This window comes from Streptomyces sp. HUAS ZL42, from assembly GCF_040782645.1.
GTDB lineage: Bacteria > Actinomycetota > Actinomycetes > Streptomycetales > Streptomycetaceae > Streptomyces.
In genome coordinates this window covers 2861244-2881486 of record NZ_CP160403.1, presented here as the reverse complement: position 1 = coordinate 2881486, position 20243 = coordinate 2861244, and the positions used below count along the sequence as shown (strand labels likewise).

The window sequence follows — 20243 nt, the reverse complement described above, 5'->3', positions numbered from 1 at the left end:
GCAGGGAAGAAGAGTCGGGGATCTTCCCGTTCTGTCCATCCTTGGGCATGCAGTCAAGCAACGGTCCTGCCCGCGACGGCGGGGGCGGTCCCGAGAGTCCGGCCGAGAACAACCGTGGTCATGTTCCGGCATCCGCCGAGGCGGCCGGAGGCGTGCGCTACGACGACCCCTGGTACGACGCACTCGCCTCGGGCTGGGGCGAGTCGGGCACGGTGAACACGGCCGATCCCCTGGTTCAGGCGGCGCGCGGGGAGCCGGCGAGCGGCGGGGATGTGGCCGCGGCAGACGTCTACCTCGAGGTTCAGCGGAGTGAGGCCTTCCAGGAGGTGCGCCGCCGGTACCGGAGTTTCGTAGTGCCTGCGGTCGCCCTGTTCTTCGCCTGGTACGTGGGGTACGTCGTGACGGCGACGACGGCGCCGGGATTCATGGCGCGGCCCGTGGCGGGCGCGGTGAATGTGGCGATGCTCGCCGGGCTCGGACAATTCCTCAGCACGTTCCTGCTTGCCTGGGCGTACACGCGGCATGCGCGGTTGCGCCGCGATCACGCCGCGCTCGAACTGCGCTGGGACACCCAGGAGCTGACACGTGAGGCGAGAGGCGGTGTGTCGTGACGGACAACCATCAGGCGCTGGCGTTGCTGCTGTTCAGTGCGTTCGTCGCCGTCACACTGGGGATCACGACGTGGGTCAGCCGCAACAGGCACGGCTCGGCGGAGGAGTTCTACGCGGGCGGGCGGCTCTTCACCCCGATGGAGAATGGTTTTGCCATCGCAGGTGACTACATGTCGGCCGCCTCCTTCCTCGGTGTCACGGGGCTCATCGCGCTGTTCGGCTACGACGGGGTGCTGTACGTCGTGGGCTTCCTCGTGGCCTGGCTGCTGGTGCTCTTCCTCGTCGCCGAACTGGTGCGCAACTGCGGGCGCTTCACACTCGCCGACGTGGTCGCCGCGCGAATGAGCGAGCGGCCGGTGCGCATCGCGGCGGGAACCTCGTCGGTCGCCGTGTCCGTTCTCTATCTGGTGGCGCAGATGGTGGGCGCGGGCAGCCTGGTCGCGCTGCTGCTCGGGGGCAGGAGCGAGGCGGCGCAGGCCTGGACCGTCATCGGTGTCGGTGCGCTCATGGTGATCTATGTGTCGTTGGGAGGGATGCGGGCCACCACGTGGATCCAGATCGTCAAGGCGGTCCTGCTGCTCGGCGGCACCATCGCGCTCACCGCTCTCGTCCTGATGCGCTTCCACGGTGACCTCGACCGGCTCCTGCTCAGCGCGGCGGAGCGCAGCGGCCACGGTGACGCCTTCCTGGCGCCGGGACTGAAGTACGGCGGGGACTGGACCGCGCGCTTCGACTTCATCAGCCTGGGGCTCGCGCTGGTGCTGGGCACGGCCGGGCTGCCGCACATCCTGTCCCGCTTCTACACCGTGCCCACCGCTCGAGCCGCTCGTCGTTCGGTCGTCTGGTCGATCGGACTCATCGGTGGCTTCTATCTGATGACGATCGTCCTGGGCTTCGGCGCGGCTGCGATCGTGGGGCCGGATGCCGTACGCAGCTCGAACGCGTCCGGGAACACGGCGGTGCCGCTGCTGGCGCTCGACTTGGGCGGCGGCGCGAATTCCACCGGTGGAACCGTTCTCTTCGCGATCGTGGCCGCCGTCGCCTTCGCCACGATCCTCGCGGTGGTCGCCGGGATCACGCTCGCCTCCTCGGCGTCCGTGGCCCATGATCTGTACGCCTCACTGCGGCACGAACGGGCCAAAGCGCGCAGCGAGGTCGCCGTGGCGCGGATCGCCGCGGTCGCCATCGGTGTGGTCGCGATCGCCCTCGGCCTGCTCGCACGTGATCTCAACGTCGCCTTTCTGGTGGGCCTCGCGTTCGCGGTCGCAGCGTCTGCAAATCTTCCCGTGCTGCTGTACTCGCTGTTCTGGCGCGGCTTCACCACGCGCGGCGCCGTATGGGCCGTGTACGGCGGGCTGATCCCGGCCGTGGTGCTGGTGCTGCTCTCACCGATGGTGTCGGGCGGCCCCGAGTCGTTGTTCCCGGATGTGGACTTCCAGTACTTCCCGCTGCAGAACCCCGGCCTGGTGTCGATCCCCCTGGGCTTCGTCGCGGGCTGGCTGGGGGCGGTCACTTCGGCCGAGGCCCCGGACGAGGCCAAGCACGCGGAGACCGAGGTGCGGTCGTTGACGGGGGCGGGGGCCGTGTAGCAAACGCGCCTTCGCTGCCGTACACGCCTCTGACGGGAGCATGCGTGAGCCGGTGTACGGCTACGGAGCCACCCACGCGTAGCGGTGCTCCGGTCGTCCTGTGTCGCCGTACTTCAGGGAGAGGCGGAGGCGGCCGGCCTGTTCCAGGTGGCGGAGATAGCGCTGGGCGGTGGAGCGGCTCAGGCCGGTCTCGACGGCGACCTCGTGGGCCGAGAGCGGGTGTTCCGCGCGGTGCAGCACGGCACAGATCAGGTCCGTGGTCGGCTCCGAGTGGCCGCTCGGCAGGCCCGGGGACGACGGTGCCGCGGCGGTGCGCAGAGCGCCGAAGATCCGGTCGACCTGCTCCTGCCCGGCGATGCCGCGGCCGCCCACGCGGTCGACGGTGCGGCGCAGGGCGGCGTACGACTCCAGACGGGTGCGAAGGGCCGCGAAGGTGAACGGCTTCACCAGGTAGTGCAGAGCACCGAGGCGCATCGCGGCCTGCACGGTGGCCACGTCACTGGCCGCCGTGATCATGATGACGTCGGTGCCGTGGCCCTGTTCGCGCATGCGGTGGACGAGTTGCAGGCCCGTCTGGTCGGGCAGGTAGTGGTCGAGCAGTACCAGATCGATGGCCCCACGCTCGACGGAGGCCAGGGCCTGGGCGGCGCTGTGCGCGCGGGCGGCCACCCGGAAGCCGGGAACCTTCCCCACGTACTTGGCGTTTATCTCGGCGACGCGGAAGTCGTCGTCCACGACCAGGACGTCAATCATCGGGCCTCTTTCTGTCAAGGCCAGGCGAGCGTTAAGCCCATGTTTCGGCTCCGTTTTTGTAGCGCGAGCAAAACGAGCACAACAGGCTGCTGTAGGCAAAAGAACGGCATGTGCCCAGAAGACTGCTGCTGTGGCCCGGGCCACATCTACGGTCCCGGCCCATGAGCGCAGACACCAGCCCCGCCATCGAGCTGCGGGGCGCGAGCAAAATCTTCAAGACCCCGTCGGGGGGTCTGCACACAGCCGTCAGGGAACTGGACCTCACGGTCGGGCGTGGCGAGTTCGTGGCGGTCGTCGGACCGACCGGCTGCGGCAAGTCGACCACCTTGACGCTGGTCAGCGGACTCGAGGAGCCCACTGAGGGTGAGGTCATGGTCGCCGGGCAGCCGGTCCGCGGCGTCGGTGACAAGGTCGGTTTCGTTTTCCAGCAGGACGCCACATTCCCCTGGCGCACGGTTCTGTCCAACGTCATGGCGGGCCCTCGCTTCCGCGGTGTGCCCAAGGCGCAGGCCAAGGAGAAGGCCCGCGAGTGGCTGGCCCGGGTCGGACTCGCGTCCTTCGAGGACCGCTACCCGCACCAGCTCTCCGGCGGCCAGCGCAAGCGTGTCGCGCTCGCCGCGACCTTCGTCAACGATCCCGAAATCCTGCTGATGGACGAGCCGTTCTCGGCGCTCGACGTGCAGACCAGGGCGCTGATGTCGGACCAGCTGCTGGAGCTGTGGGAAGGATCGGGCGCCTCAGTGGTCTTCGTCACGCACGACCTGGAGGAGTCCATCGCCCTGGCCGACAAGGTCGTGGTGATGACGGCCGGACCCGCCACCGTCAAGCACGTCTTCGACATCGACCTGCCGCGGCCCCGCAAGGTCGAGCAGGTGCGCCTGGAGCCGCGGTTCATCGAGATCTACCGCGAGATCTGGGAGTCGCTCGGCGAAGAGGTCCGCATCACTCGCGAGAGGGGTGCCGCCAATGTCGCCTGACGTTCTCAGCACGCCGGTCGTCGACACCGTCAAGGCTCCGGACCGCGCCCAGTCACGGGCCCGGGCGGCGCGCAGACGCAAGCTCGTCGTCACCGGCGCCCGCCTCCTCCTCCTGGTGGGCGTGCTCGCCCTGTGGGAGGTCCTCTCGCGGACCAAGGCCATCGATCCGTTCAACTTCTCGATGCCCTCGAAGATCTGGGACCAGACCTACACGTGGGTGACCCACGGAACCGCCCTCGGCTCCCTGGGCGAGCAGATCTGGTACACGCTGTACGAGGCACTGGTCGGCTGGGTCATAGGTGTGATCGCCGGCGTGATCCTCGGCATCGCACTGGGGCGGATCACCTTCCTCGCCGATGTTCTTGGTCCATACATCAAGGTGCTCAACTCGATACCGAGGATCGTCCTCGCGCCGATCTTCGTGATCTGGTTCGGGCTCGGACCGGCCTCCAAGGTCGCGTCGGCGGTGGTCCTGGTCTTCTTCCCGGTGTTCTTCAACGCCTTCCAGGGCGCCCGTGAGGTCGATCGCAACCTGGTGGCCAACGCCCGGATCCTCGGGGCGAGCGACCGCAGGGTGACGCTTCAGGTGGTCATCCCGTCCGCCACCTCCTGGATCTTCACCAGCCTGCACGTCAGCTTCGGCTTCGCGCTCATCGGCGCCATCGTCGGCGAGTACATCGGCGCGACCAAGGGCATCGGCCTGCTCGTCGCGCAGTCGCAGGGCACCTTCAACGCGGCCGGTGTGTATGCCGCGATGGTCATCCTCGCCGTCGTCGCACTGGTCGCCGAGGGCCTGCTGACCTTCGCCGAGCGCCGCATCTTCCGCTGGAAGCCGTCGGGTTCCGACAGCTGACCTCCCCCTCGGGATTTCCGCCTTCCTCTCCCTTCCGCACCTTCTTCACCGCTTTCTCACAAGGACGTGAACCATGCGCAAGACCGCCAGATACGCCGCCCTGGCCGCCTCCGGCCTGCTCGCCCTCTCCACGCTCACCGCCTGTGCCAACGACGCGGCCAGCACCGCCTCCACCGGCTCCGGCAGCAGGGGCGACGGCAAGGGTACGAAGGTCAAGATCATGGTCGGTGGCCTGGACAAGGTCATCTACCTGCCCGCGATGCTGACCCAGCGGCTCGGCTACTTCGACGCCGAGGGCCTCGACGTGGAGCTGCTGAGCGAGCCGGCCGGTGTGCAGGCCGAGACCGCGCTCGTCTCCGGGCAGGTCCAGGGCGCGGTCGGTTTCTACGACCACACGCTCGACCTCCAGGTGAAGGGCAAGGCCGTGGAGTCCGTGGTGCAGTTCTCGCACGCGCCCGGTGAGGTGGAGATCGTCTCCAACAAGATGGCCGACAAGATCAGCTCGCCCAAGGACTTCAAGGGGAAGAAGCTCGGTGTCACCGGCCTCGGCTCCTCGACCGACTTCCTCACCAAGTACCTGGCGGTGAAGAACGGCGTGAAGGTCAGCGAGTTCACGCCGGTCGCCGTGGGCGCGGGGCCGACGTTCATCTCGGCGCTCCAGCAGGGCGCCATCGACGGCGGTATGACGACCGACCCGACCGTCGCCAACATCCTGGCCAAGAACGCGGGTCAGATCCTCCTCGACATGCGGACCCCGGCCGGATCGGAGGAGGCGCTCGGCGGGCCGTACCCGTCGTCGAGTCTGTACATGCAGACCGACTGGGTGAACGGCCACAAGGACACCGTGCAGAAGTTGGCCAATGCATTCGTCAAGACGCTCAAGTGGATGTCCACGCACAGCGCGACGGAGATCGCCGACAAGATGCCGGCCGACTACTCGCAGGGCAACAAGACTCTCTACGCGGCGGCGATCAAGAGCACGCTGCCGATGTTCACCGACGACGGCGTGATGCCCAAGAACGGCCCCGAGACCGTCGAGAAGGTCCTGAAGGCGTTCAACCCCAACATTCAGAACGCCGACGTGGACCTGAGCAAGACGTACACGACGGAGTTCGTCGAGAAGGCGGCCGGCTGACGGTCGAGCAGGGGGCGGGCGCGCTCCGTATCCGAGGGGGGCACGGTTCCCTTCCCCCGCCCCCACGGGCCGTGCCTCAGGCGCGGGTCGCCCACACGTAACGGTGTTCCGGGCGGCCCGCGTCGCCGTATTTCAGGGTCAGCCGGGCCCGTCCCGTGCGCTCCAGGAGCTTCAGGTAGCGCTGGGCGGTCTGGCGGCTCACCCCGGTCCGGTCGGCGATCTCCTGGGCCGACAGGGGCCCTTCGGCGTTCATCAGCGACTGGCGTACGAGTTCCGCGGTGGTGGGGGAGTGCCCCTTGGGCAGCCCGGGCTCCGAGGAGGCCGACAGGGCTCCGAAGATGCGGTCGACGTCCGCCTGCTCCGCCTCGCCGCCGCCGTCGAGGGTGCGGCGCAGCTCCGCGTACGCCTCCAGCTTTGCGCGCAGGCCCGCGAAGGCGAACGGCTTGACCAGGTACTGCAGTGCGCCCTGCCGCATCGCGGCCTGCACCGTGGAGACGTCCCGCGCCGCCGTCACCATGATCACATCGGTCTGGTGGCCGCGCCGCCGCATCTCCTGGACGACCTCCAGGCCCGTCTCGTCGGGCAGATAGTGGTCCATGAGGACCAGATCGAGGCGGGGCAGCGTCTCCAGCCGGCGCAGCGCCTCGGCCGCGCTGTGCGCCTCGCCGACGACGTGGAAGCCCGGCACCTTCTCGACGTAGGCGGCATTGACCCGCGCGACCCTGGTGTCGTCGTCCACGACCAGGACCTCGATCATCGCGACTCCTCCTCGACAGCGGTCTCCACGGCGCCGGTGAGAGCAGGTTCCAGGTCCCGCTCGGCCAGCGCATCCGGCAGCACGACGGTGAACTCCGCGCCTCCGCCGTGCGCCTCGCACACGGTCGCGCTCCCGCCCTGCCGCTCGGCGAGCCTGCGCACCAGGGAGAGCCCGATCCCGCGCTTGCCGTGCGCCGGCGGCTTCTTGGTGGACCACCCCTCGGTGAAGACCAGCTCGCGCTGTTCCTCGGGGATTCCGGGCCCCGTGTCCCTGACGCGGAGGACGGCGGTACTTCCCTCGGCGTGCAGTTCGACCTCCACGCGCGCGTGGGGCTTGCCCCCGACGGCGTCGAGCGCGTTGTCCACCAGGTTGCCGACGACCGTGACCAGTCCCCTGGGATCGACCAGCCGGTCCGGCAGTCGTGTGCGGTCCGAGACCCACAGGGCGACCCCGCGCTCGGCGGCGACCGTCGCCTTGCCGACCAGCAGGGCGGCGAGCAGCGGGTCCTCGATCTTCTCGGTCACTTGTTCCGCGGTGGCCCGGTGGTCGCCGACCACCTCTCCGACGAACTCCACGGCGTCGTCGTACATCTCCAGTTCGAGCAGTCCGAGCAGCGTGTGCATGCGGTTGGCGTGCTCGTGGTCCTGCGCGCGCAGGGCGTCGATCAGGCCGCGCGTCGAGTCGAGCTCGCGGCCGAGCTGTTCCAGCTCCGTGCGGTCGCGCAGGGTGGCCACGGCGCCGCCGTCGTCGGTGGGCATGCGGTTGGCGATCAGCACGCGCTGTCCTCGGACGGTGAGCAGGTCCGTGCCCGTCACCCGGCCGGCCAGGACATCGGCCGTACGTCCCTCACCCAGCGCTTCGTCGGGCGAGCGGCCGACGGCCTCCTCCCCGATGCCCAGGAGGCGCTGTGCCTCGTCGTTCAGAAGGCGTATGCGCCCGGCCCGGTCCAGCGCGACGACGCCCTCCCGGATGCCGTGCAGCATGGCCTCGCGCTCCGCCAGCAGCGCCGAGATGTCCGAGAAGGCCAGGTCCCGGGTCTGGCGCTGGACCCGCCGCGAGATCAGCCAGGCGGCCAGCGCGCCGACGGCGAGGGCGCCGCCGGCGTACGCCAGGAGCCCCGGGATCGCGTGGACCAGCCGGGCCCGGACGCTGTCGTACTCGATGCCGACCGACACCGCGCCGATGATCTGCTTGTTGCCGTCGCGCAGAGGCACCTTGCCGCGGGCCGAGCGGCCGAGGGTCCCGCTGTCGATCTCCATGACGTCCTGGCCGGCCAGGGCCCGCCTGGGGTCCGTCGAGACGAGACGGCCGATCTGCTTCGGATCCGTGTGCGACCAGCGCACGCCGCGCGTGTCCATCACCACCACGTACTCGGCCCCACTGGCCTTGCGGATCCGCTCGGCCTCCCGCTGCACGGGCCCGCGGACCGACGGCGGGGTGCTCTGGAGGTCCTTGGCGATCTGCGGCATGGCCGCGGTGGTCTGCGCGATCGCCAGGGCGCGGCGCATCGCCTGGTCGTCCAGCTGGTGACTGAGCGGCGCCAGGAACAGCCCGGTGGCGAGCACGGCGACTCCTGCGGCGATCGCCAGCTGCATCAGCAGAACCTGCGAGAACACCCGCCGCGGCAGACCGAGGCGCAGACGGCGTGCGGGGGGAGTGGGGCTCATGCCCCAAGACGGTACGTGGGCCTGTGGGCGTTGCCGTAGGGGTGTGGCATGGATCTCTTGACCGGGCCGGCGCAAGAGCCTGTGGTGTGCGCAGGGCGGGGTCATCCCGCCAGCGCGCTCGCCGCCAGCTCGTGCACCGCCACGACGTCCATCCGCGCGGGCGCGCCGAGGACCGACGTTCCGCAGCTCTCCGGCCGGGGCGGCAGGGAGGCGCTCTGGGCCACCAGGACGAGCCACCGGCGTCCGTCGGTGTGCGCGACGGTCACCTCCCAGTGCGGCGCCGCGCCGTGCGTCCGTACGACGCTCAGCGCTTCCGCGGCGAATTCGCCCTCCGCTCTGCGCACAGCCAGTTCGGCCGCCTGGGCGGGCCGCTCCCAGGCCGAGCTCCCGCGGCACCCCTCCAGGACGATCCGCCCTTCCTGGGCGGCGTGGAGAACCTCCTTGACGGTGTGGGCCTCCGCGCGGCCGTATGCGTAGCCGTACGGCAGGACGAGCACCGTCGGTGAGAAGCGATGACCACCCAGATGGGTGACCTCCCAGACGCCCTCCACGCCGGAGGCGACCAGCTCGGTCGCCAGGGGGCGGCCGAGGAGCGCGCAGCAGCGGTCGCGCTTGCCGTTGGTGCAGACGAGGGCGAGCGGGTCGCCCGTGTGGGGACGGCCCGGCAGCACGGTGTCGAAGGTGTGGTGGTCCCCCCTGCCGAGGGCCGCGAAGTCGAGGTCGAGCAACTGCCGCGGGTCGTGGGTCGTGGCGCTGTGCAGCCACACCCTGCCGGGCATGGTGTGGGCGGCGAAGACCTGGCGGAGCGGAGTCGTGCCGAAGTCCGCGTGGCGGCCGGGGCGGCGGATGAGCGCGATGCGCACGCCGGTGTCCCGCGCGGCCGCATCGAGGGCACGGCCCAGCTCGGGATCCAGGTGGCTCGAAGTGAGCGCCTTGGCACCCCAGGGGCCGGGCTGTTCCAGCAGGAGCCAGGTGCTCGCCGTGGCCGCTGTTCCGGAAACGGGCTCGTCGAGGTCCTGCGAGACGGTGGCGCACGTACTCACGAAGGTGAGCCTAACCTGATTTGCCGACGGTGGCTTCCGGACGGGCGAATGTCCTACTCCGGCAGCGGCTGTGGCGGCCGCGGACCCACGTAGTGCCCGCTCGGACGCATGCGCAGCGGGCGTTCTCCGTACTCCTCCAGAGCGTGGGCGATCCAGCCCGCCGTCCGGGCGACGGCGAAGATCGTCTCGCCTGCCGTGGCGGGCATGCCGCAGGACGCGGTGAAGACGGCGAGGGCCAGGTCCACGTTGGCATGCAGCGGGGTGTGACGGGCGGTCGTGGCGACGATGTCGCGGGCGGCGGCGAGGGCGGGCTGTGCGTGCGGCATCTCGTCGAGCAGGGCGAACAGGACACGCGCGCGTGGGTCCTCGCCGGGGTAGAGCCGGTGGCCGAGTCCGGGGATGCGGCGACCGGCCCGCAGTTCCTCCGCGATGACGGGTGCCGCGGTGCCGTGGTCGAGGACCTCCAGCAGCAGCCGGTGGGCGAGGCCGCTGGCCGCGCCGTGCAGGGGCCCCTCGATCACGCCGAGCCCGGCGGAGACGGCCGCGTAGGCGTGTGCGCGGGCCGACGCCGCGACTCGCACCGCGAGGGTGGAGGCGGCCAGGTCGTGGTCGACGAGCAGGCCGAGGGCCGTGTCCAGGGTGCGCAGTGAGGCCTCGTCCGCGGCGCGTCCGCTGAGCCGCGCCCACAGGCGGTGGGCCAGCGGGCCCTCGTCCTGGTGGGCGCGCCGCTGCGGCGGCAAGGACGCCACCAGCGTGGGGATGAGGGTGCGCGCGGTGCCGAGGACGGCTTCCTCGGAGAGGTCGAAACGCAGTGGATCCGCGGTCGCGGCAGCGATGGCGGCGACGCGCAGCCGGTCGGTGGGACCGGTGTGTTCGGGCAGCGCCTCCACCGCGCGGCGGGCGACGGTGACGGAGGCCTCGGGCGCGGTGAAGGCGACGCCGGGACGCAGGTGGCCTGTCCACAGCCACTCGGCGATCTCCTCATAGGTGTGGCGCGCGGCCAGTTCGGTCGCGTCGACGCCCCGGAAGTAGTACCGGTCCTTCTCGATGAGCGTGATGCGCGTGCGTACGGCGGTTTCGGTGCCCGGCCCCGAACTCGCGCCGCTCTCCCGCCTGTTGCGCCGGGCGAGAGCCTCCACCTCCTTCGCGTCGAAGGTACTGCCCCGGCCGCCGGGCGCGCGCCGGCTGCTGAGCTGGCCTCGGCTCACGTACGCGTAGACGGTCTCGGGCTTCACGCCGAGCAGTTCGGCGGCCTCCCTGGTGCTGAGCCGCCGGTCCGGGTGGCCGGTGCCGGGTTCTTGATCGCGCATGAGGGTCACCGTATCCGCTCCCCGCCATACATTGACTGAATCAATATTGACAATGAACAAGTCAAGCATGGACAGTCAAATCAAGCCCAGGGAGGAAAATCATGTCCGTCAACAGGTCCGTAGCCACGCTTGTCGACGTGCCGCGGGGACTCGCGGGTGTCGTCGTCACCGACACCGAAATCGGTGACGTCCGGGGACTCGAGGGCTTCTACCACTACCGCCAGTACTCGGCCGTCGAACTCGCGCAGGCTCGCGGCTTCGAGGACGTCTGGCATCTCCTGGTCCACGGCGAACTGCCGGACGCCGCGCGCGCCGCCGCCTTCGCCGCCGAGACCGCGGCGCTGCGCCGGCTGCCCGGCGAGGTGCGGGCGGCCCTGCCCGCCATCGCGGCGGCCAGTGGGGAGGCGGGTCCCCTCGCCGGCATGCGCACGGCTCTGTCGCTGCTGGGCGCGGCCAAGGGCTTGCGTCCGGTGTTCGACATCGATGCGGACCGGCGCCGTCAGGACACGGTCGAGGCCGCCGCGGCCGTACCGACCCTGCTCACGGCCCTGCACCGGCTGGGGAAGGGGCTCGAACCCGTGGAGCCGCGTGAGGACCTCTCGTACGCGGCGAACTACCTCTACATGCTGACGGGCGCCGAACCTGATCCCCGGCAGGCCCGGGCCGTCGAGCAGTACTTGATCTCAACCATTGATCACGGGTTCAACGCATCAACCTTCACCGCGCGGGTCATCGCCTCGACCGGGGCGGACGTGGCCGCGTGCCTGGTGGGGGCGGTCGGTGCGCTGTCGGGGCCGTTGCACGGCGGTGCGCCCAGTCGTGCGCTGGACACCCTGGACGCGATCGGCGCCCCGGAACGGATCGACACGTGGATCCGCGAACGCGTCCTCGCCGGCGAACGCATCATGGGCTTCGGGCACGCCGTCTACCGCACGGAGGATCCGCGCTCCCGGATGCTCCGCGAGATCGCCCAGCGCTTCGGCGGGCCGCGCGTCGACTTCGCGATCGAGGTCGAGCGCCGGGTCGAGGCGATCCTGGCCGAACTCAAGCCGGGCCGGGAACTCCACACGAACGTCGAGTTCTACGCAGGCGTCGTCATGGAGCTCTGCGGCCTGCCGCGTGAGATGTTCACACCGACCTTCGCTGCGGCGCGTGTGGTCGGGTGGGGCGCCAACATTCTCGAACAGGCCCACGACAAGAAGATCATCCGTCCGGTGGCACGGTATGTGGGGCCGGGGGCGCCGGTGGCGGTGCCGAGCGCGGCCTGATGAACGGAGCCCGGCACCGCATCGGTGCTGGGCTCCGTTCCGGTCCTCACTCGTGTGGGTCCTCGGGAACGCGCGGCCGCCTGCGGATCGCGAGGACCGCCATGACGACCGCCGCGACGCCGCTCAGGGCGCCACCGATGGCCCCGACAAGCGCGGTTGTGTCAAGCATCAGGGATGTCGGCCTTGGCTCTCACGAGCGTTTCGCGGGTGATGACGACGATGCGTTCGTAATCGGCCCGTGCCGCGTCTTCGGGGAGGTGGGAGTCCAGAGAGTCGGTGGCGTCCGTACCGATGACGGCGAAGTTGCCGTCGGCCAACTCGAAGATGTCCGGGCACGTCGCGCCGGACGTGCTGCCCCGTTCGCGCGGTGATGCGCCGAGGCGGCGAATGATCTGACTCACTGTTGGTTTCCCTCTGGTCTCACGAGTGATGAGCACGCGCACGACGGCTGCAAGGCGAAGCTGCCCGGTGGGGTGCACTCCTCATCCGGCGACGTGGGCGAAAGTCATGTGGAGCTGCTCTACGCGATCACGTGTGAGTCAACCCCGGCGGCTGAGTCAACCTCAGCGGCGCCTGGGACAACGGGAAACTTGACCTGTTCGTTATCGCCCGAGGGTGTGATTCTGCAGGCGTGGGCTATGTCCGCTGCTACGCGCTCGGCGGGTCGCCGACGACCCACCACTCCTCGGTGTCCGCCTCCTCCAGCTGTCGCAGCAGGTCGTCGACCAGCTGTCCGAGTTCCGCCTCGTCGGTGTCTGCAAGGCTCGCGCGCTGCTGCTGGGTGGCGTACCAGTACTCCCTGACGATCGGGTTCTGGAAAATGCCTCGGACGTGCTTGAAGAACTCGTCCTTGGTCAGGTTGCCGATGCGGTAGTAGAAGAGCAGGTTCGTGTACAAGGCGTTGGCGAACAGGTACTGGCGACGCTGCTTGGGGGACACGTGCCCTTCGTAGAGGTCCAGGACCTCGGCGAGTTCGGGGTCGTCCATGGCCTTGCTGAGCAGTTCCCAGTGCTGTCGCTGTTGACTGGCCAGGTTGGCGTGGAGCTGGAGATGTGCGCTCTGCTCCAGGTGATCCAGGCGTGCGCGGAGCGATTCCACCGTGCGGCGCTGGGTGGCGAGGGAGGCGAAGACACCCGCCGCCGCGCCGACACCCACTGCGGCTGCCGTGCTCAGTCCCCGCATCCAAAAGCTCTGTGTGACCATGTCAACCCCCGAATCAGGCGGCCGTCCGCCGGTCGTCGGGGTGCGGGTCGACTGGAGGGGACCGGCGAGCGATGGGCGGCGCTTGCCGTCTCCCAGGGTGCCGAGCGGCTCTGATCGGCGGGGAGGCGGAGAGGAGGCGCACAGAGGGAAGCGAGGGTCGCACACTCCGGCGCCTTGCCCAACGTCTGCCCCGCAACTGCTGCTAACAATCGTTCACTTCGCAGGGATTCTTCCGGCTCGTATCCTGGGGCGGCATTCAACTTCCGTACGTGCGCAGAGTCGCGAGCCGGTGTGCGCGTCGGTGTGAGAGAGGTCGCACATTGGGTCACAGCAGTCCGCAGCAGATCCCGGTCGTCGTGCTGGCCGGCTTCCTCGGATCCGGCAAGACCACCCTCCTCAACCACCTCCTCCACCGCAGCGGCGGCAGCCGCATCGGTGCCGTCGTCAACGACTTCGGTGCGATCGAGATCGACGCCATGGCCGTGGCCGGCGCGCTCGGTGACTCCACGGTCTCCCTCGGCAACGGATGTCTGTGCTGCGCCGTCGACGTCGCTGAGCTGGACGGCTACCTGGAACGTCTCGCCCGGCCCTCCGCCGGCATCGACGTCATCGTCATCGAGGCCAGTGGGCTCGCCGAACCCCAGGAACTCGTGCGCATGGTGCTGGCCAGCGAACAACCGGGGACCGTGTACGGCGGGCTCGTCGAGGTCGTCGACGCGGCCGAGTTCGAGGACACACGTGCGCGTCACCCCGAGATCGACCGCCACCTCGCTCTCGCCGACCTCGTGGTGGTGAACAAGCTCGACAGGACGTCCGATGCCCAGCGCGTGCTCGGTCTCGTCCGCTCCCTCACCGACCGGGCCGCCGTCGTCCCCGCGACCTACGGTCGCATCGATCCCGAACTCTTCTTCGACTGCAGGCCGAGCGAGGAGCGCATCGGGCAGCTCTCCTTCGACGATCTGCATGATCACGAGGAAGGCCACGGCACCGATCACCTGCACACCGCCTACGACAGCCTGTCCTTCGCCTCCGAAGTGCCGCTTGACCCAAGGCGGTTGATGGAGTTCCTCGACAGCCGGCCCGAGGGGCTGTACCGGATCAAGGGGCAGGTCGACTTCGGGCCGCACGATGTCCGCAACCGCTACGGCGTCCACGCGGTCGGGCGCTTCCTCCGCTTCTACCCGGAGCCCGTGGCGGCCGCCGAACCGCGACTCACCCAGCTCGTTCTCATCGGCTCGGGCATCGACGCCGCGGCCCTCGGCAAGGAGCTCGACGCGTGCAGGAGCGACGCCCCACACGCCGACGAGCACGGCATGTGGGGCGTCCTGCGCTACGTACAAGACCCCGAGGAAGAGGCCTTCGAGGCCTAGACCGGCCCGGCCACCACGGCCACCGTCTTCGCCAGCGACACACCCGAGCCGTCCCTGCGCGGGTCGAGCTCCGGGAGTTCGGCCGGGGAGCCGTTCTTCTGTGCGGCCCGGGCCGGAACGGCGCCGGCCCAGGCCAGGGACAGGCAGTCCTCGCCCTTCAGGAACCGCTGGCAGCGGACGCCGCCGGTGGCGCGGCCCTTGCGCGGGTACTGGTCGAACGGGGTCAGCTTGGCCGTCGTCTGGACGGAGTCGTCCAGCGTGCCGCGGGAGCCCGCGACCGTGAAGACGACCGCGTCCACCGCCGGGTCCACCGCCGTGAACGAGATGACCTTCGCGCCCTCCGTGAGCTTGATGCCCGCCATACCGCCCGCGGGGCGGCCCTGGGGGCGGACCTGGGACGCCTGGTAGCGCAGCAGCTGCGCGTCGTCCGTGATGAAGACCAGGTCCTCCTCACCGGTGCGCAGCTCGACCGCGCCGACGATCCGGTCGCCCTCCTTGAGGGTGATGACCTCCAGCTCCTCCTTGTTGGCCGGGTAGTCGGGGACCACGCGCTTGACGACACCCTGTTCCGTGCCGAGCGCCAGACCCGGGGAGGACTCGTCGAGCGTGGTCAGGCACACCACCGTCTCGTCGTCCTCGAGGGAGACGAACTCCGCCAGCGGCGCGCCGCCCGAAAGGTTCGGCGCCGACGCCGTCTCCGGCAGCTGCGGCAGGTCGACGACGTTGATCCGCAGCAGCCGACCCGCCGACGTCACCGCGCCCACCTCACCGCGGGCCGTCGCCGGCACCGCCGAGACGATCACATCGTGCTTGGCGCGCCTGCCGTCGGCGTCCCCCGGGAACGGCTCGCCGTTCGCCGTGCGGGCGAGCAGGCCCGTCGACGACAGCAGGACTCGGCACGGGTCGTCCGCCACCTGCAGCGGCACGGCGGCCACCGGGGCACCCGACGACTCCAGCAGCACCGTACGCCGCTCCGTGCCGAACTTCTTCGCCACCGCGGCCAGTTCGGAGGAGACCAGCTTGCGCAGCTCCGCGTCCGACTCGAGGATCCGGGTCAGCTCCGCGATCTCGGTGTTGAGCCGGTCCTTCTCCGCCTCCAGCTCGATGCGGTCGTACTTGGTCAGCCGCCGCAGCGGGGTGTCCAGGATGTACTGGGTCTGGACGTCCGACAGCGAGAAGCGCTCCATCAGGCGCTCCTTCGCCTGGGCGGAGTTCTCGCTGGAGCGGATCAGGCGGATGACCTCGTCGATGTCGATCAGGGCGGTGAGCAGGCCCTCGACCAGGTGCAGCCGGTCGCGGCGCTTGCCGCGGCGGAACTCGCTGCGGCGGCGCACGACGTCGAAGCGGTGGTCGAGGTAGACCTCGAGGAGTTCCTTCAGGCCCAGCGTGAGCGGCTGGCCGTCGACCAGCGCGACGTTGTTGATGCCGAAGGACTCCTCCATCGGCGTGAGCTTGTACAGCTGCTCCAGGATCGCCTCCGGCACGAAGCCGTTCTTGATCTCGATGACCAGGCGCAGGCCGTGTGCGCGGTCGGTGAGGTCCTTGACGTCGGCGATGCCCTGGATCTTCTTCGAGCCCACCAGGTCCTTGATCTTGGCGATCACCTTCTCCGGACCCACGGTGAAGGGCAGTTCGGTGACGACGAGGCCCTTGCGCCGGGCGGTCACGGTCTCGATGGACACCGTGGCGCGGATCTTGAAGGTGCCGCGGCCCGTCTCGTAGGCGTCCCGGATGCCGGAGAGGCCGACGATCCGGCCGCCGGTGGGCAGGTCGGGGCCCGGGACGTGCTTCATCAGGGCGGCCAGATCCGCGTTGGGGTAGCGGATCAGGTGGCGGGCGGCCGCGACGACCTCGGCGAGGTTGTGCGGCGGCATGTTCGTGGCCATGCCGACGGCGATGCCGGAGGCGCCGTTGACCAGCAGGTTCGGGAAGGCGGCGGGCAGTGCCGCCGGTTCCTGCTCCTGGCCGTCGTAGTTGGGCGCGAAGTCGACCGTGTCCTCGTCGATCGACTCGGTCATCAGGCTCGCGGCGTCGGCGGCCCGGCACTCGGTGTACCGCATCGCGGCCGGCGGGTCGTCGTTGCCCAGCGAGCCGAAGTTGCCGTGGCCGTCGACGAGCGGCACGCGCATGGAGAACGGCTGCGCCATGCGCACCAGGGCGTCGTAGATCGACGCGTCGCCGTGCGGGTGGAGCTTGCCCATGACCTCGCCGACGACGCGGGCGCACTTCACATAGCCGCGGTCGGGGCGAAGGCCCATCTCGTTCATCTGGTAGACGATGCGACGGTGCACGGGCTTGAGGCCGTCGCGGGCGTCCGGCAGGGCGCGGGAGTAGATGACCGAGTACGCGTACTCGAGGAAGGAGCCCTGCATCTCGTCGACGACGTCGATGTCGAGGATCCTCTCCTCGTACGAGTCGTCGGGCGGCGGGGTCTTCGTGCTGCGGCGGGCCATCGCTGCCGGCTCCTTCTGTTTCTCGTCGCTCGAGCGTTTGACGGGATCTGACGCGGACCATTGTGGACCGCGGGACTGACAGTGCGGGCCGGGACCCGGCGTCGACCGCCCCGCCAGGCGCGGAAAGGCACGTCCCCGCGGCTGCCCGCAGGCTACGCGATCCGCTGTCGGCGTACGTCGTCCGGGAACTTCGCCGACCGTCCGCGCGCTTGCATACAGTGGCAGGACCGGCAGGAGAACCGCGGTTTCGACGACCGCGTCCGCGATCGAAGGGACGTACATGCCCATGGGTCACACGGCCACAGACCAGGCAGGCTCCGGAGGCCTGACAGCGACCGAGCACCGCCTGGCCAACGGCCTGCGCGTGGTGCTCTCCGAGGACCACCTGACCCCGGTCGCGGCGGTGTGCCTCTGGTACGACGTCGGCTCACGCCACGAGGTCAAGGGACGCACCGGTCTGGCTCACCTTTTCGAGCACCTGATGTTCCAGGGCTCCGCCCAGGTCGAGGGGAACGGCCACTTCGAGCTGGTGCAGGGCGCGGGCGGCTCGCTGAACGGAACCACCAGCTTCGAGCGCACCAACTACTTCGAGACCATGCCCGCCCACCAGCTGGAGCTCGCCCTCTGGCTGGAGGCCGACCGCATGGGCTCCCTGCTCGCCGCCCTCGACGACGAGTCCATGGAGAACCAGCGTGACGTCGTCAAGAACGAGCGCCGCCAGCGCTACGACAACGTGCCCTACGGCACGGCCTTCGAGCGGCTGACCGCCCTGGCCTACCCGGACGGGCACCCCTACCACCACACCCCGATCGGCTCCATGGCCGACCTGGACGCGGCGACCCTGGAGGACGCGCGCGCGTTCTTCCGTACGTACTACGCGCCCAACAACGCCGTACTGTCGGTCGTCGGCGACATCGACCCGGAGCAGACGCTCGCCTGGATCGAGAGGTACTTCGGATCCATTGCGTCGCACGACGGGAAGCCCGCCCCGCGCGACGGCGCGCTGCCGGAGATCATCGGCGAGCAGCTGCGCCATGTCGTCGAGGAGGAGGTCCCGGCGCGCGCCCTGATGGCGGCCTACCGGCTGCCGCACGACGGCACGCGCGCGTGCGACGCGGCCGACCTGGCGCTCACCGTCCTCGGCGGCGGCGAGTCGTCCCGCCTCTACAACCGGCTCGTACGCCGCGACCGCACGGCGGTCGCGGCCGGCTTCGGCCTGCTGCGGCTCGCCGGGGCGCCCTCCCTGGGGTGGCTCGACGTGAAGACGTCCGGTGACGTCGAGGTGCCGGTGATCGAGGCCGCCATCGACGAGGAGCTCGCCCGGTTCGCCGAGGAGGGGCCCACGGCCGAGGAAATGGAGCGTGCCCAGGCCCAGTTGGAGCGCGAGTGGCTGGACCGGCTCGGCACGGTCGCGGGCCGCGCCGACGAACTGTGCCGGTACGCCGTCCTGTTCGGCGATCCCCAGCTCGCCCTCACCGCCGTGAAGCGCGTGCTCGAGGTCACGGCCGAGGAGGTCCAGGAGGTCGCCAAGGCCCGCCTGCGCCCCGACAACCGTGCGGTGCTCGTCTACGAGCCCCTCTCCGCCGAGGTCGCGGAGCACACCCAGGACGCCGATCCCCCGGAGGACCCGGAGGCAGAGGCCACCGTGGAAGCCACCGACGACAACGAGGAGGCGGCCAAGTGACCGAGCTCGCCACGATGGAATTCCACCCCCAGCCCCAGGCGGGCGAGGCCAAGCCCTGGGCCTTCCCGGCCCCCGAGCGCAGCGCCCTCGACAACGGCCTGACCGTCCTGCGCTGCCACCGCCCCGGACAGCAGGTCGTCGCCGTGGAGGTGCTGCTGGACGCGCCTCTGGACGCCGAACCGGCCGGTCTCGACGGCGTCGGCACGATCATGGCGCGGGCCTTCTCCGAGGGCACCGACAAGCACTCGGCCGAGGAGTTCGCCGCCGAGCTGGAGCGCGCCGGTGCCACGCTCGACTCGCACGCCGACCACCCCGGCGTACGGCTGAGCCTGGAGGTGCCGGCCTCGCGCCTGGCCAAGGGGCTCGGCCTGCTCTCCGACGCCCTGCGGGCGCCCGCGTTCGCCGACAGCGAGGTCGAGCGGCTGGTCCGCAACCGCCTCGACGAGATCCCGCACGAGCTGGCCAACCCCTCCCGCCGCGCCGCCAAGGAGCTCTCCAAGGAACTGTTCCCGGCGACCGCGCGCATGTCGCGCCCGCGCCAGGGCACCGAGGAGACGGTCGCCAAGATCGACTCGGCGGCCGTGCGTGCCTTCTACGACCGTCATGTCAGGCCCGCGACGGCCACCGCCGTGGTCGTCGGCGACCTCACCGGCCTGGACCTGGACGCACTGCTCGACGAGACGCTCGGCGCCTGGTCGGGCTCCCCGGCCCAGCCCCGTCCCGTGCCCCCGGTGACCGCCGACGACACCGGCAGGGTGGTCATCGTGGACCGCCCCGGCGCCGTCCAGACACAGCTGCTCATCGGCCGCGTCGGCCCGGACCGGCACGACCGCGTGTGGCCCGCGCAGGTGCTCGGCACGTACTGCCTCGGCGGCACCCTCACCTCCCGCCTGGACCGCGTCCTGCGCGAGGAGAAGGGCTACACCTACGGCGTGCGCGCGTTCGGGCAGGTCCTGCGATCCGCCCCGGACGGCACGGGCGCCGCGATGCTCGCCATCAGCGGCTCCGTCGACACCCCGAACACCGGCCCCGCCCTGCAGGACCTCTGGACGGTGCTGCGCACGCTCGCGGCCGACGGCCTGACCGACGCCGAGCGCGACGTGGCCGTGCAGAACCTGGTCGGTGTGGCGCCGCTGAAGTACGAGACCGCGGCGGCCGTCGCCGGCACGCTGGCCGACCAGGTCGAGCAGCATCTGCCCGACGACTACCAGGCCACCCTGTACCGGCAACTCGCGGCGACCGGCACCGTGGAGGCCACCGCGGCCGCCGTGAGCGCCTTCCCGGTGGACCGCCTGGTGACCGTCCTCGTCGGTGACGCCGCACAGATCAAGGAGCCCGTGGAGGCCCTCGGCATCGGCGAAGTCACCGTCGTCAGCGCCGAATAGCGGCACGCGCGCGTACGGGCCCTGGTGACGGAGGCGTCACCAGGGCCCTTTGATGTCCGAATTGAGGCGGAGGTTGCCTGTCTGCCCTGTGGGATGCGCTACAAAAGTCGTGATCGGTTTGGGGATTGAAAGTTGTCCCGCTTAGCGTCATCCGGGCTGTCCGTCAGGCAGTGCGCCGCATCCGC

At 70.2% G+C, this 20243-nt stretch carries 18 protein-coding genes; 9 read left to right on the top strand and 9 right to left on the bottom strand.

All coding sequences use genetic code 11. The features are described 5' to 3' along the window. Positions 1–47: 47 nt before the first annotated feature. Together ABZO29_RS13210 and ABZO29_RS13205 are read left to right on the top strand one after the other, a co-directional pair. Entirely contained in the window at positions 48–611 is a 564-nt protein-coding gene (locus ABZO29_RS13210; protein WP_367320383.1) for a DUF485 domain-containing protein, read from the top strand. After that, a complete protein-coding gene (locus tag ABZO29_RS13205; protein ID WP_367320382.1) occupies positions 608–2200 on the top strand; it encodes a cation acetate symporter in 1593 nt (530 codons plus the stop codon). The genes ABZO29_RS13210 and ABZO29_RS13205 overlap by 4 nt, the downstream gene beginning before the upstream one ends. Positions 2201–2260: 60 nt before the next feature. Here ABZO29_RS13205 and ABZO29_RS13200 read toward each other — a convergent pair whose 3' ends face one another. Continuing rightward, positions 2261–2953, bottom strand: coding sequence for a response regulator (locus ABZO29_RS13200; protein WP_367320381.1), 693 nt, complete (start codon positions 2951–2953; stop codon positions 2261–2263). Positions 2954–3114: 161 nt separating this feature from the next. On the opposite strand from ABZO29_RS13200, the gene ABZO29_RS13195 reads away from it, so the two are divergent. From ABZO29_RS13195 to ABZO29_RS13185, 3 genes are all read left to right on the top strand, one after another. Beyond that, complete coding sequence (locus ABZO29_RS13195; RefSeq protein WP_367320380.1) at positions 3115–3930, top strand: ABC transporter ATP-binding protein; 816 nt, start codon at positions 3115–3117, stop codon at positions 3928–3930. Next, positions 3920–4783, top strand: a complete 864-nt coding sequence (locus ABZO29_RS13190; protein WP_367320379.1) for an ABC transporter permease — start codon at positions 3920–3922, stop codon at positions 4781–4783. Before ABZO29_RS13195 ends, ABZO29_RS13190 begins: the two co-directional genes overlap by 11 nt. Positions 4784–4856: 73 nt before the next feature. Beyond that, positions 4857–5918: an ABC transporter substrate-binding protein gene (locus ABZO29_RS13185; RefSeq protein ID WP_367320378.1), complete on the top strand. Its 1062-nt coding sequence runs from the start codon at positions 4857–4859 to the stop codon at positions 5916–5918. Between the two features lie 76 nt (positions 5919–5994). On the opposite strand, the gene ABZO29_RS13180 is transcribed toward ABZO29_RS13185, so the two are convergent. The 4 genes from ABZO29_RS13180 to ABZO29_RS13165 all read right to left on the bottom strand — a co-directional run bounded on the left by ABZO29_RS13180 (position 5995) and on the right by ABZO29_RS13165 (position 10695). Further along, positions 5995–6675, bottom strand: coding sequence for a response regulator (locus ABZO29_RS13180; protein ID WP_367320377.1), 681 nt, complete (start codon positions 6673–6675; stop codon positions 5995–5997). Further along, positions 6672–8342 (bottom strand): ATP-binding protein, encoded by a 1671-nt coding sequence (locus ABZO29_RS13175; protein ID WP_367320376.1) that lies wholly within the window; start codon positions 8340–8342, stop codon positions 6672–6674. The genes ABZO29_RS13180 and ABZO29_RS13175 overlap by 4 nt, the downstream gene beginning before the upstream one ends. A 101-nt stretch (positions 8343–8443) precedes the next feature. Beyond that, positions 8444–9385, bottom strand: coding sequence for a sucrase ferredoxin (locus tag ABZO29_RS13170; protein WP_367320375.1), 942 nt, complete (start codon positions 9383–9385; stop codon positions 8444–8446). A gap of 53 nt (positions 9386–9438) precedes the next feature. Then, the gene (locus tag ABZO29_RS13165; RefSeq protein ID WP_367320374.1) at positions 9439–10695 is read right to left on the bottom strand and encodes a citrate/2-methylcitrate synthase; all 1257 of its coding nucleotides are present in this window, start codon (positions 10693–10695) and stop codon (positions 9439–9441) included. 101 nt (positions 10696–10796) lie between these two features. On the opposite strand from ABZO29_RS13165, the gene ABZO29_RS13160 reads away from it, so the two are divergent. Next, entirely contained in the window at positions 10797–11963 is a 1167-nt protein-coding gene (locus ABZO29_RS13160) for a citrate synthase/methylcitrate synthase (RefSeq protein WP_367320373.1), read from the top strand. 46 nt (positions 11964–12009) lie between these two features. Here ABZO29_RS13160 and ABZO29_RS13155 read toward each other — a convergent pair whose 3' ends face one another. From ABZO29_RS13155 to ABZO29_RS13145, 3 genes are all read right to left on the bottom strand, one after another. Beyond that, positions 12010–12132 carry a hypothetical protein gene (locus ABZO29_RS13155; protein ID WP_367320372.1) on the bottom strand — a complete coding sequence of 41 codons (123 nt, stop codon included), beginning with the start codon at positions 12130–12132 and terminating at the stop codon, positions 12010–12012. Then, complete coding sequence (locus ABZO29_RS13150; protein WP_367320371.1) at positions 12125–12364, bottom strand: hypothetical protein; 240 nt, start codon at positions 12362–12364, stop codon at positions 12125–12127. The genes ABZO29_RS13155 and ABZO29_RS13150 overlap by 8 nt, the downstream gene beginning before the upstream one ends. A 247-nt stretch (positions 12365–12611) precedes the next feature. After that, positions 12612–13145: a DUF6082 family protein gene (locus ABZO29_RS13145; protein WP_367320370.1), complete on the bottom strand. Its 534-nt coding sequence runs from the start codon at positions 13143–13145 to the stop codon at positions 12612–12614. A 341-nt stretch (positions 13146–13486) separates the two neighbouring features. Between ABZO29_RS13145 and ABZO29_RS13140 the strand changes: the two genes are divergently transcribed. Next, positions 13487–14536 carry a GTP-binding protein gene (locus tag ABZO29_RS13140; protein WP_367320369.1) on the top strand — a complete coding sequence of 350 codons (1050 nt, stop codon included), beginning with the start codon at positions 13487–13489 and terminating at the stop codon, positions 14534–14536. On the opposite strand, the gene ABZO29_RS13135 is transcribed toward ABZO29_RS13140, so the two are convergent. Continuing rightward, positions 14533–16989, bottom strand: a complete 2457-nt coding sequence (locus tag ABZO29_RS13135; protein WP_367320368.1) for a DNA topoisomerase (ATP-hydrolyzing) subunit A — start codon at positions 16987–16989, stop codon at positions 14533–14535. The two genes, ABZO29_RS13140 and ABZO29_RS13135, sit on opposite strands and share 4 nt — an antisense overlap. Positions 16990–17269: 280 nt before the next feature. Here ABZO29_RS13135 and ABZO29_RS13130 point away from each other — a divergent pair, with 280 nt between their 5' ends. Next, positions 17270–18673, top strand: a complete 1404-nt coding sequence (locus tag ABZO29_RS13130) for a M16 family metallopeptidase (protein WP_367320367.1) — start codon at positions 17270–17272, stop codon at positions 18671–18673. Beyond that, a complete protein-coding gene (locus tag ABZO29_RS13125; RefSeq protein WP_367320366.1) occupies positions 18670–20058 on the top strand; it encodes a M16 family metallopeptidase in 1389 nt (462 codons plus the stop codon). Before ABZO29_RS13130 ends, ABZO29_RS13125 begins: the two co-directional genes overlap by 4 nt. Positions 20059–20243: the final 185 nt, after the last annotated feature.